The sequence below is a fragment of the Crateriforma conspicua genome (assembly GCF_007752935.1).
Lineage (GTDB): Bacteria > Planctomycetota > Planctomycetia > Pirellulales > Pirellulaceae > Crateriforma > Crateriforma conspicua.
In genome coordinates, this window is sequence record NZ_CP036319.1 from 6,723,588 (window position 1) to 6,735,722 (window position 12,135).

A 12,135-nucleotide genomic window follows, 5' to 3' on the forward strand; every position below is an offset into this window, starting at 1 on the left:
CGGTTAATCTGTCGGGGGATTCCCACCAGCTTCCGCGTCCCCGCCTTTCCTGACAAGTCACCCTTTGATTTCCCACCCATGATCGACTTGCCCGCCCGCCGATTCCGTTGCACCGTCGCGTTTGTGATTGCCGGATGCCTGTCTGTCCCGCCGACCGTGGTGGTTGCCCAGACCGCACACCAGCATCCCTTGTCTTCCCAGGTCCCTTGGCCGACCAAGTCGGGTCCGTCCGCCAACGGGACCGTACCGACGACCATGGCGGGCCGGATCTGGAAAACGTGGGACTGGGAAAGCGGCCAAGGCATCGATTGGACCACCTCGCTGGAACACGGCGGCCACAGCACGCCGGTGGTCGGATCCGGCCGCATCTGGCTGACATCGGCGACCGATGACGGTAAGCGACAATTTATCACCGCGGTTGATTCGGCCAGTGGTAAAGTCGTCCATCACCGCATGTTGTTCCAAAACAATACACCGGAGCCACTTGGGAATCCGGTCAACAATTACGCGGCGCCCACGCCGTATTTGGAACCCAATGCGGTCTATGTCCATTTCGGCACCTATGGTACGGCGCGACTGGACGTGGAAAGCGGAGCCACGGTTTGGCAGCGTCGCGACATCAACGTGCGTCACTTTCGTGGCCCCGGATCGTCGCCCGTGGTGGTCGGCGACCTTGTGATTTTGACCTTCGATGGCATCGACCATCAGTTCGTTACGGCGCTGGACAAACACACCGGGCGAACGGTCTGGACGACGCCACGCAGTACGGATTTTGGCGACCTGGATGACGACGGGCGGCCGCTGCGCGATGGGGATCTTCGCAAAGCGTTTGGAACCCCAGCAGTGTTTCGCCGTGGCGACCAGACGCAAATCGTCTCAGTGGGATCGCGCGCGGCGTTCGGCTATGACGCCGGAACGGGTGAAGAAATCTGGACGGTCCGCCATGACGATTACAACGCTTCGGCGCAGCCGCTGGTCTTCCGTGACACGGTCATCATCAACACCGGTTCGCGGGGAGCCGAATTGATGGCCATTCGGATTGATGATTCAACGGTCGGCGACGTCACCGATACGCATGTCGTTTGGAATCATGACCGGGGAAACGCACGTTTGTCGTATCCCGTGCTATGCAACGACATGGTGATCTGGATCACCGACAGCGGCGTTGCCACCGCGGTGGACGCGGCGGAGGGATTTGAGTTGTGGAAACACCGAATTGGTGGCAACTATGTGGCGTCACCGCTGGTCGACGACGACACGGTGTACTTCTTCAATAGTGACGGCCAGTGCGTCATCGCCAAAGTGGATCACGACGGTCTGACCGAACAGCGGCGGAACACGATCGGGGAATCGATGACAGCGTCGCCCGCGGTATCGGGCGACGGTCTGATCCTGCGGGCCGGCAAGACGCTGGCCAAGATCACAGTGCATTGACGATCATTGTGTCTTGATTCTAGGCCTCGGCCGATCAAGCCTTTGCGGGCAGCGACGCGTCACCGACCACCGCGTCGATGTATCCACCATAAGCCTCGGCGGTTTGCCGAGCCATCTTGTCGGGAAAGGCGTGAAAGCGTCCTTCGGCCAAGGCATCGAAAATCGCGTCGGCCACCACCTGCGGCGGCTCAGTCATATCCTGTAGCCCGGCATCGTGAGCCATGTCAGTATCGATGGGACCGGGATGCACGCTGACCACTGCGGTTTCCTGCTGGGACAACTCGTCACGCAACGCTTGGGTGTACAGATAGCTGGCCGCTTTGGACGCCGCATAAGTGCAAAAATCGGTGAACGATTGCATCGACGCGACGCTGTTCAATTGAACGAACGCACCGCCACCGTTGGCTTTCAAGACCGGCGCAAACGCTTTGGCCATTCGGATCAGTCCGACCACGTTGATATTGGATTCGTACAGCCAACAATCGACCACGTCGTCAGCCAGCGGCGTCGCATTCTTCAGCACGCCGGCATTGTTGACGACCAAGTCGACGTCGCTGGCGGTCTTGGCCGCCGCTTCGATCGTTTCCGGCTTGGACAGGTCCAATGCGACGGGGACCACTCGGTCGCCGTGCTGCTGGACCAATTCATCGAGCGATTCCGGCCGTCGCACCGCCGCGTAAACCTTGGCCGCGCCACGCGCGATCGCTTCGTTCAAAATGACTCGACCGATCCCCCGATTGGCACCGGTGATCAATACAACTTTGCCGTCGACTTGAAATGTCATGTCATGCCTCAAGTGATTCGGTAGAAATGTGTCGTCCTCTGCCCTGTCCCATGTTCCCATTGATGCATGACACCGCCAATGCCGTGCCACCCCCGGGGAAGCGGTGTGTTACCAAAGGGTCCGGAAGCAAAGGGGGGGGCTGTGGATGTAACGTAGGCAAGTAGAATGCCGCCGCTGCGACGTTTCAGCGTTTCTTCAATGACCGCCGTGTGTCTGGTTCCGCCGGACAGTCGGTCCATCGTTTTTTCCACATGACTTTTTCTTGCAGGGATGCCGCCCGATGCAGTTGGTTTCATGGAACGTGAATGGCATCCGCGCCGCGATGGAAAAGGGCTTCCGCGACTTTGTTGTCGACCATCAGCCCGACATGCTGTGCCTGCAAGAAACCAAGGCCAAGCCGGAACAGGTCGACACATCCTGGGCCGACGATCTCGGGTACACCCAAATCTGGAATCCGGCCGACAAGGCGGGCTACAGCGGCACATCGGTGTGGACCAAAGTCGCGCCGAACAAGCACACCCTGGGAATCGGGCTGGATCACCACGACCGCGAAGGCCGAGTGATCACGGCGACGTTTGACGACTTTCATCTGGTCAACGTCTACACGCCGAATTCGCAGCGTGGATTGAAACGGCTGGATTACCGGATGCAGTGGGACGCCGACTTTTTGGAATACCTACGCAAACTGAATCGCCGTAAGCCGGTGATCTTTTGTGGCGATTTGAATTGTTCCCATCAAGAGATCGACTTGGCCAATCCCAAAGCGAATCGTAAGAACGCGGGATTCACCGATCAAGAACGCGCCGGGCTGGACGCGATCGCGACGGCGAAGTTCGTCGATTCGTTCCGTGTGTTTGATGATTCCCCGGATCGCTACACCTGGTGGACGTATCGCAACAACGCCCGTGAACGAAACATCGGTTGGCGTTTGGATTACTTCTGGGTCGCCAAGAAGTTCTGGGACCGGGTTGCCGATGCGAAGATCTTGGACCAGGTGTTTGGATCGGACCATTGCCCGGTCCAATTGACCCTGAAACCGGCGTCGACGTGAAGCCAGCACGATGCGACTGCCGGCTTTTGGTGTGACGGCCGGCAAGGCACCCGGTGACCATCTGAACACGCCCCGCCCCAGCATCGACTTTCGATGTCGACGAACGTGAATTGGATTTGATAAGGCATTCTGTGTGCCCTTAGCCGAACCCGTTTCGCGTTGCCCGCCGCCGATGCTGACACCTACCAAGCCCGCCCGTGCATTTCTGCCGTCCCGATTCGGCATCCTTGCCGTGCTGTTCTTGCCCGCCCTGCTGTTGACCGTCGGGTGCAGTTCCGAGCCGCCCGGTGAAGCGTCGGTCGCCCCTGATGAAGTCCGGCAAGGCGATCACGCCATGGGCGGCCGCGATGCGAATGCCGTGGTGATGGCCGCCCCCGACGCGAATCTCGCTTCCGCAGAATGGGTCGATCCTGAGCCGCCGGCCGCCGAAGTCGCGGCCCCGGATTTCGTCGAAGCCGCACCGACCGCTGCGCCGGCGATGACCATGGAATCGCCGAATTCGATGGCGGTGGAGCAGCTGGCACCGTCACGCGCGCCGGCGTCGACGATGGGCGATGCGTTCGGCGAGGTCCGTCTTCCGCCGCACTTGGAAGACTTGCCTGCCGGGGCCAGCCACGATCCAGAATCGGGTTTCGCCACCTTGCAAGTGTTCTACGCGACCGATCGTGCCCAGGGATCAACATCGCTTGCCGACTATCGCATGACGGGCGACCGGAACCTTTTCTTGGTCGCGTCGATGGTGTTCTTCGTCTTACTGGGATTCAGCCTGTTCCAACTGATCCGCCGCAACGGCCGCATCGCCACGCTGTCGATGATTCTGGCGGGGATGACGGGCTGTTTGACCGGTCTGGTCGTGCTGATGGGACGTGCGAACATCGAAAAACACGGCGTCACCTACACCGGCCAGCGTGGAACGTTGCAGCACGGTGTGTGTGAAGTCACCGTGCCGGATACGCATCGCCGCGGCGAAGTCGAACGCCCCAGTTTGTTGCGGCTTGAGTTCGCCGAAGACCAAGAAAAACACGTTGTTCTAACTCAAGCGATCGAGCTGATTCCCGAAGATTTTCATCGGCGTCTGGGGGAATGCATCGACCAGACGACCGACCGCGAACTGTTGTTATTCATTCATGGCTACAACGTTGATTTTCAATCAGCCGTTCGTCGCACCGCCCAGATCGCCGTCGACTTGCCATTTGACGGCGTGCCGATTTGCTATAGCTGGCCCAGCCAGGGAACGTTGCTGGGTTATTCGGTCGACGAAAACAACGTCCAGTGGACGACCAGCCACTTGCGGCAGTTCTTGATGGACTTGGTGCAAAAAACCGGGGCGCGATCGATCAACGTCGTCGCTCACAGCATGGGCAACCGGGCGATGACCGCGGCAATGCAGCAGATCCAGTTGTCGCATCCCGGCGAAAAACTTTTCGACCGCGTCGTGATGGCGGCCCCGGATGTCGACGCCGACTACTTTCGCCGCGACTTGGCCGGCCCGCTGACGGATTTGGCCAATCAAGTCACGTTGTATGCATCGTCCGACGACCAAGCGTTGATCGCGTCCAAGCAAGTCCATGGATACCCACGTGCGGGCGAAAGCGGCGACCACCTGGTGATCGTCCCCGGCGTGGAAACCGTGGATGTCAGCGGCATCGATCTCAGCCTGTTAGGGCACAGCTACTATGGCGATAGTGAATTCATGCTGAGGGAACTGTACGATGTCGTGCAGTCGCGTTTGCCGGCGTGGCAACGTGAATCCCTGGTCGGCCGCCGATTGGGCGAAAAGGTGTATTGGAAACTGGTCGAACGCAACGCTGCAGTCGTCCTACCATCACGCCGCTGACAATGGGGCACGACTGCCCGCACTCTTCTGCTTCGATTGCTTCTTTCACGATCACCTTGACGGTGCAGCTTATGTCCACGCGTTTTTTCATCGGCGTTCGATACGTCACCGCGGTTTTGGTTTCGGCCTGTCTTTTCACGTCGTCACGGGCGAACGCCCAAATGCGTGAAGAACAAACGGTGCAGCAGGCTCAAGCGGTGCTGAACGAAACGATGGCCAATGCGGCGACACGGATCCCCGCGTCGATGCTTAGCGGTGCCCATGCCGTGGCAGTCATTCCGGGCGTGATCAAAGGCAGCTTTGTCGTCGGTGCCCGGCACGGCCGCGGGGTACTGTGCGTCCGCGACGCGGCCGGGCCCTGGCATGCCCCGGTCTTCATCACTTTGACCGGCGGAAACGTCGGATGGCAAATCGGTGTCAATTCGTCCGACATCGTGCTGGTGTTCAAAACCGCACAGAGCGTTCAAGGAATTTTGGACGGCAAGTTGACGTTGGGCGCGGACGTGGCGGCCGCCGCCGGCCCGCTGGGCGGACAAGCCAGCGCGGGAACCGACGGCCGTTTGCAAGCGGAAATCTATTCGTACGCTCGCACACGCGGGCTGTTCGCCGGGGTGGCCATCGACGGTTCCGTGATCAAAATCGATCAACTGGCCACGGGCGCCTATTACCGCAGCGCCGGTCCGGGCCAACCCGTCATCGTGCCCCCGACGGCTCAGCAACTGACCCAATCCATCGCGGCTTTGACGGGCACCAACACACCACCGGTTGCACCCGCCGGCGCGATTCCCACCGCACCGGTCCCGGGCCAACCCGCCGCCGGACTGGGATTTGTCGATCAGTTCGCAACACATGAATCGGACGTGTTGCGGGACGAGTTGACAAAGATTGCACCGGAGCTGTTCGATCTGGTCGATCCGCAATGGCAGGCATTCTTGGCTTTGCCCAAAGAGATGTTTGCCGCATCGACACACGTGACTCCTGAAGACCTGGCACCGACGCTTGCCCGCTATCAGACCGTGGCCACCAACCCGCAATACCGTGCCTTGGCCCAACGACCGGAATTCCAGTCGGTGTACGGGCTGTTGCAACACTATCACCGTTCGCTGCAGCCGGATGATGCGAAGGTGCAGTTGCCCCCGCCGCCGGCGATGCACTGACCCGCCGCCGGCGATGCACTGACCCGCCGCCGGCGATGCACTGACTCGCCGCCGCTGATGTGTCACTGAGGCCGAACCGTATCGCCATCCAGTTCGCCCAGCGCGTCCATCAGTGCTTCGAATTCTGTCTGGCAACAGTGGCACTGTCGCAGATGGACTTCCACCGCTTTCATCGCGTCGGGAACGGACCTGCCTTTCAGACGCAATTCGGCGAACTCCGCGATCTTGCCGAAGCATCCATCGCAATCCAGCGAATCGGGTTCGGTGGTGCTGACCAAATTCAGCAACGTGGCAACTTGTTGTTCGGATAATGACATGTTGAAAACCTCAGGCAATCACCGCTTGGATATCTTCGGGCATCAAACCGGCCGACTCAAAACCGACTTTTAAACGCAGACGGGCGTCGTGGACCAACTTGTAGATCGCGTTCCGGTTGCTGCCGAGCGATTCGGCGACGCTTTCGATCGTCATTCCGTCAAGCAGGCCGTTGATCGCCCCACGCTGGCGATCGGTCAATTCGGTATCGATCAATCGACGTAGCAAACGCAGCACATCGTCACGTTCGGTGTCTTGCATCTGACGATCGCTCCACTGGTCCGGGACGACCAGCCGATCGGGCCCGGCAACCGCATCAAGCGAAACGTCGTCGTGGTGTTTGCGTCGCAGTTCACTGACGGCAATCCGGATCGCCACCGCCATCGCCCAAGTGGTCAGTCGACTGCGGCCTTCGAATTGGTCGATCGTCGCCAGAATTTTGACCATCGCGTCCTGCGCCACGTCGTCCGCTTGCAGCGGACCACGCAACCGATTCGCGAAGGCCTTGCTTAGCCCCCTGGCCAACACCTGATGCAGCCGCAAAACGGCCGCGTCATGATCCGGGCCGCCGCCCCGCAAATCTTCGATCCATCGTGCGTCGTCGGGATGCAATCGATTCTCCTTGCCTGCTTCAGTGCGTCCACGGACCCACGCGCCAGAACCGATCTCTGACGTTTCGTCACACCAGGTGAAGATCGCCGCGTGTGGACCACGTTAGCGTCGCTGTAACGTTGGACGCTCTCACCGCGACCAATCTTACACCGATCGAACGACTTGTCCCGCACTCTTTGCCGGCAAAACACACCAGCGGGTCGCCGCGAAAAAAGTTTTTCAGATCGGGGTAAGACCGCCGACCATCGCGGCGTCCCATACACGTCAACGAAATTGACCTTCCGTTTCACTCACGATTTCAATCCAAACCCGGAGCAACCGAACGATGACCCGCATCGCACCTGTCGACGTCAAGAATGCCAATGGCCCCGCCGCTGAAATCTTTCAAGGCGTGAAGAAAAAGATGGGCATGGTCCCCAACATCATCGCCACGATGGCACAGTCCCCCGCCGTTGCCAACGCGTATCTATCATTCAGCGGGGCGTTGGCTGGTGGTGCCCTGCCCGCCCCCGTCCGCGAACGCATCGCGTTGGTGACCGGCCAAGCGAACGAGTGTGGCTATTGCCTTTCCGCACACACGCTGTTGGGCAAGGGAGCCGGACTGAGCGACGAAGAAGTCCTGCGAGCACGACAAGGCACCGCGTCGGAACCCAAAGAAGCCGCGGCCGTTCAGTTCGCTCAGAAGTTGGTCGAACAACGTGGAAACGTCTCCGACGAAGATGTCCAAACGTTGCGTGACGCCGGATACGATGACGGTCAAATCGGTGAGATCGTTGCCAACGTGGCATTGAACATCTTCACCAACTATTTCAACCACGTCGCCGACCCGGAAATCGACTTCCCCGTCGCGCCAGCTTTGGCAACGGCCTGACTGGCAAAGGGAACAATCAGCCGGAAATCCCATTGGGTCCGCCAATCCCACGGCGGACCCATGTTTTTGCCTAAGCCTACTCAGGCCTTTTCCAATTCACTGTGCAGCTTCAAGACGTTGTTTCCGTCTTCGACGGTCACGTAATAGGCCGGGTTGTCTTTGTTGCCGTCGCGGGTGATTTCTTTCCCGTCGATCTTGCGAGTGACTTTCTTTTCGAAAGCGGATTGGACGGTTCCCCGCCCATAGCCGTTGCCCCACTTCCATTTCACATTAGTGCCTTCGTCGTACTTGTCCATGATTCTCTTCATCTGGGGTGTGTCGGTCGAACGCACGTCGCGATCGGCGAAGCATCCCTGGGATGCACCCACCATGCCAAACCCGCGGATCGATTGATCAACCCTCGCCCCGGTGACCGTTTTCGCGGCCGTCTGCCGAAACAGATTGCAAGCGAAGGTCACACTGCCACAAAAAAACGTCTTCGCGGAAACCTCGGTTCCCGCGAAGACGTCATCGTGAAAGCATCAATAAAGACGAACGGTCTTAGCGCACGGTGGCTGTTCCGCGGCCACGAACCGATGCTTGGCCGCCGATTGACTGTCCGGCTGCATCGATCTGTTGCGAAGCATTCGCACGGAATTGGCCCCGCGCTTTGACCGCGTTTTCCGAGACGGCCGCAGTGGCACGCTGACGTGCTTCACCGGCCGCGGCAATCTGCGTCTGGGTGAACGCGTCCAACTGCGCCTCGATCTGATCCGCTCGCATCATCAGTTCGGCATTGGCATCGGCCAAAGCTTGGTCCCGCATCTGTGAGATCTCCGCACGACGTTGTTGTGCCGCCGCGACGATCTCCGCTTGCAAGTCGGCTTTGGCCGAAAGGAATCCGACCACCGCGGCACGCCCTTGCGCAGACGATTCCGACGATGCGCTCTGGCCGGAATCACTGGTTTGGCTTGCCTGATCCGATGCCACTTGGTTCATCGACGATGCGACGGAGGACACCTGCGACCTGGACTGGTCGGCTTGATCTGCATCGCCGGATTGTTCCGATGACGTGGAATCCGTTGGTCGCTGTGCTTGGGCGACAAAACGTCCACCCAATGTGGCGTCGGCGATCGCTGCCGCGTCGACGATTGCCGCCTTTCGCAACGGATTGAATTGGCCAAAGATCGAATCGAAAGCCGCGACGTCTTGTTGGGTCACGGCGATGTCACCGATGCCGATCCCCGTTTGTGATCCGACGCGGGCGTTGACACCAACATTTTGTTTGGCTCCAGCGCGATTCCCGTTAACGGAGGCTTTTGATGACAGGGAAGCGTTGGCCCCCGCGGAAACGTCAACGGCGCGTTGGGCACGTGCCGCCAGCCCGACGGCCTGCCGGACCGTTGTATTCACTTGGTTCTGCACGCGTTGTTGGATCTGGTTTTGCACCTGAGCCTGCACACGCCCCTGGATGTTCGACTGCACCTGGGCCTGAACCTTGGTTTGCAGTTGCTGTTGCACCTGAGCCTGAACGCGTTGCTGGACTTGGCCCTGCACTCGTTGCTGGATCTGTTGCTGCGTCTGCGATTGCAAACCGGACAACGCGTTTCCCAAGCCTTGGGCGGACACGGTGGAAGTCAGCGCGACCGTTGCCAGCGCGGCTGCCGTTTTAGCGATACGAAACTTCGTCATCTTCATCCTTGAATTGCGGTGGGGAAGCGAATGGTCGTCCGTGGGCGAATATCAAAACGAATTGGTGCGAATCAAGGTGGCTTTTTGACTCTGGCCTTTCGTATACGTGCGTCGCGGGCAACGACGCGAAAAGTTTTCATCAATACGCAAGTGTTTGAGATTTCCCCTTGGCCGGATCAGAAGATTTTGCATCGCCGCCACGCTTGGTCGTTTGTGTCTCCGTCACGGCAATGCACCGTCCACGGTCGGTTGACCGTCACGACACCATGCGACTATTGCGAACGCTCGCGCTCAGTTTCACGGCGTGTTGCCTGATCGGGCCTCCGGTGCAAGCAGATGCCACGGATACGCCGACGCCGGCACAGCTGAAGATGCTTGCCATGTTACAAGACAAGGTGGCCGTCAATCCGAACCATTCCGATAGCTGGCGTTCACTGGGAAGACTGCAGAACACCTTGGGCATGACCGATGACGCAGGACAGTCTTTCCTGAAAGCGGTATCGCTGGACGAGAACAACGCGGCCGCTCACTTCGACCGGGGACAGTACTTGTCCGCGCGCGATCCCGTTGCCGCCAACCACCATTTCCAACGCGTCTTTGAAATTGCCCCGAAAAGCCACTATGCCGATCAGTTGCGGTCCCAAGGTCTTGTGGCCGGCAATGAACCAAACAACCGGGGCAACCGTTCGGAACCTACTGCAACCGATTCCTCCGACGACACCGATGGTACATCGACGCGTTTGGCGTCATACGAAATCCAGACGTTTGATGGTTCCGATGACCTCGAAACGCGGAAACTGGAACTCGAAAAACAAGCGGAAGACCAGTTGGCGGAAGCCGTCGGTCAACCGACTTCGCCGATTCGGTGGTACTTGGAAACGGGGTTGCTGTACAACGACAACATCACGCTGACACCCGTCAGTCGCGAACTGGCTCAATCCGACAGCGCCAGCTTCCAAGGCTTCGCCAGCCCCGACGTCGATTGGAAGATCGTCAATCGCGACGCGATGCGTTTAGGCCCGCTATTTCGCGGTTACTTCACGCTGAACGAGTCGGCGTTTTCACAGTTCAACCTGGCCAGCTTTCAGCCCGGCGTCTTTGTCGAACACGATCGATCGATCGGTCGGTCCGACGCCATCTTTCGATTGGAAACGGTCTATTCCCGAGACCTGTTTGACGGATCAACGGTGGGCGACCGTTTGGCGGGAACGTTATCCGCGACGACGATTTTGCCCAGTCTCGATGCTTACTATCTGTACCTGACGCTGGCAGATTCCGATTTCCGTGATGATGGATCATTGCCCACACAGACATCTCTGGACGGGACGACCTACACGACAGGGATCAGCCGGTTTTCCAGAACCCGGTGGAAACGATTGCCCTCCTATGCGATCGGCGTCGATTTGGAACGTGCCGATACTGTCGGCGATGATTACCGGTATTGGTCGTTCAACACACACGCATCGACGACCTACCACTGGACCGACCGCTGGTCGCTGATACCCACGTTGGGACTGGGTTATCGAAGCTATGCAGATTTCACCGGACCGGTATCGCGAGACGAGTTTTTTTGGCGACTGCACGGCCGGCTGCAGTATGCGTGCAGCGAACGGTTGAAGATCGCTCTGGTTGCCGGCCACGATCGATTCGCGACTGACAATGACGACTATGACACCGAACGAACCGAAGGCGGACTGGTCATGACCTGGACCAACTGACGTTCGAAATCGGTTCGAAATCGCCGTGCCAACACGATGATCGCCCGCGGATCGCCGCCGCCAGGCGGGCGGCGATCGATCAGGCGTCGGTGGATCAGATCGTCTGGGCCGCGTGCTTTCCTTCGGCGAATTCCTCAATCGCCTTGTCGCAGAACGCGGGCAAGTCATCGGGATTGCGGCTGGTCACCAAGCCTTGATCGCAGACGCATTCTTCATCGACCCATTGGGCCCCGGCATTGACCAGGTCGGTCTTCAGACTGGGCCATGACGTCACCGTTCGGTCACGAACCACGTCGGCTTCCACCAACGTCCACGGACCGTGACAAATTGCGGCAACCGGCTTGTGCTGCTTAAAGAAATCACGGACGAAACCGACGCTGACATCACAGGTTCGCAGTGCGTCGGGGTTCATCACGCCACCGGGCAAAACCAAGCCGTCGAAATCTTCGGCCGATGCATCATGGACACTCAAGTCGACGTCAAACTTGTCAGCCTTCTCGTCATGGTTAACACCTTGTATTTGCCCCGTTTTGGGTGAAACCAGAACCACCTCGGCACCGGCGTCTCGGATGGCCTGCCACGGCTTGGTCAATTCGACTTGTTCGAAACCGTCGGTTGCCAGAAATGCGATTCGTTTTCCTTGCAGCGATTGCTTATTCATCAGAAAGGTTTTCCTTTAAAACTG

12 protein-coding genes are annotated in these 12,135 nt (G+C 59.0%); 6 read left to right on the forward strand and 6 right to left on the reverse strand.

Features of this window, described 5'->3' with window-relative positions; translation table 11 throughout:
- Window positions 1–78 precede the first annotated feature (78 nt).
- Window positions 79–1,434, forward strand: coding sequence for a BamB-related PQQ repeat family beta-propellar protein (locus Mal65_RS24600; protein ID WP_165701511.1), 1,356 nt, complete (start codon window positions 79–81; stop codon window positions 1,432–1,434).
- Window positions 1,435–1,468: 34 nt separating this feature from the next.
- Here the strand turns inward: Mal65_RS24600 and Mal65_RS24605 are convergent, their stop codons facing one another.
- Window positions 1,469–2,218 carry an SDR family oxidoreductase gene (locus tag Mal65_RS24605; RefSeq protein ID WP_145303940.1) on the reverse strand — a complete coding sequence of 250 codons (750 nt, stop codon included), beginning with the start codon at window positions 2,216–2,218 and terminating at the stop codon, window positions 1,469–1,471.
- A gap of 280 nt (window positions 2,219–2,498) precedes the next feature.
- Here Mal65_RS24605 and Mal65_RS24610 point away from each other — a divergent pair, with 280 nt between their 5' ends.
- The 3 genes from Mal65_RS24610 to Mal65_RS24620 all read left to right on the forward strand — a co-directional run bounded on the left by Mal65_RS24610 (window position 2,499) and on the right by Mal65_RS24620 (window position 6,263).
- Entirely contained in the window at window positions 2,499–3,269 is a 771-nt protein-coding gene (locus Mal65_RS24610; protein ID WP_145303943.1) for an exodeoxyribonuclease III, read from the forward strand.
- A 172-nt stretch (window positions 3,270–3,441) separates the two neighbouring features.
- Window positions 3,442–5,106: an alpha/beta hydrolase gene (locus Mal65_RS24615; RefSeq protein ID WP_145303946.1), complete on the forward strand. Its 1,665-nt coding sequence runs from the start codon at window positions 3,442–3,444 to the stop codon at window positions 5,104–5,106.
- A gap of 71 nt (window positions 5,107–5,177) precedes the next feature.
- Window positions 5,178–6,263: a lipid-binding SYLF domain-containing protein gene (locus tag Mal65_RS24620; protein WP_196784425.1), complete on the forward strand. Its 1,086-nt coding sequence runs from the start codon at window positions 5,178–5,180 to the stop codon at window positions 6,261–6,263.
- Between the two features lie 62 nt (window positions 6,264–6,325).
- Here Mal65_RS24620 and Mal65_RS24625 read toward each other — a convergent pair whose 3' ends face one another.
- Both Mal65_RS24625 and Mal65_RS24630 read right to left on the reverse strand, forming a co-directional pair.
- Window positions 6,326–6,580 (reverse strand): hypothetical protein, encoded by a 255-nt coding sequence (locus tag Mal65_RS24625; RefSeq protein ID WP_145303952.1) that lies wholly within the window; start codon window positions 6,578–6,580, stop codon window positions 6,326–6,328.
- Between the two features lie 10 nt (window positions 6,581–6,590).
- The gene (locus Mal65_RS24630; protein ID WP_145303954.1) at window positions 6,591–7,190 is read right to left on the reverse strand and encodes an RNA polymerase sigma factor; all 600 of its coding nucleotides are present in this window, start codon (window positions 7,188–7,190) and stop codon (window positions 6,591–6,593) included.
- 325 nt (window positions 7,191–7,515) lie between these two features.
- Between Mal65_RS24630 and Mal65_RS24635 the strand changes: the two genes are divergently transcribed.
- Complete coding sequence (locus Mal65_RS24635) at window positions 7,516–8,061, forward strand: carboxymuconolactone decarboxylase family protein (protein ID WP_145303957.1); 546 nt, start codon at window positions 7,516–7,518, stop codon at window positions 8,059–8,061.
- Between the two features lie 80 nt (window positions 8,062–8,141).
- Here the strand turns inward: Mal65_RS24635 and Mal65_RS24640 are convergent, their stop codons facing one another.
- Both Mal65_RS24640 and Mal65_RS24645 read right to left on the reverse strand, forming a co-directional pair.
- Entirely contained in the window at window positions 8,142–8,369 is a 228-nt protein-coding gene (locus Mal65_RS24640) for a hypervirulence associated TUDOR domain-containing protein (RefSeq protein ID WP_231131240.1), read from the reverse strand.
- A gap of 232 nt (window positions 8,370–8,601) precedes the next feature.
- Complete coding sequence (locus tag Mal65_RS24645) at window positions 8,602–9,732, reverse strand: hypothetical protein (RefSeq protein WP_145303960.1); 1,131 nt, start codon at window positions 9,730–9,732, stop codon at window positions 8,602–8,604.
- Between the two features lie 266 nt (window positions 9,733–9,998).
- Here Mal65_RS24645 and Mal65_RS24650 point away from each other — a divergent pair, with 266 nt between their 5' ends.
- A complete protein-coding gene (locus Mal65_RS24650) occupies window positions 9,999–11,450 on the forward strand; it encodes a tetratricopeptide repeat protein (RefSeq protein WP_145303963.1) in 1,452 nt (483 codons plus the stop codon).
- Between the two features lie 94 nt (window positions 11,451–11,544).
- Here Mal65_RS24650 and Mal65_RS24655 read toward each other — a convergent pair whose 3' ends face one another.
- Window positions 11,545–12,111 (reverse strand): type 1 glutamine amidotransferase domain-containing protein, encoded by a 567-nt coding sequence (locus Mal65_RS24655; protein WP_145303966.1) that lies wholly within the window; start codon window positions 12,109–12,111, stop codon window positions 11,545–11,547.
- Window positions 12,112–12,135: the final 24 nt, after the last annotated feature.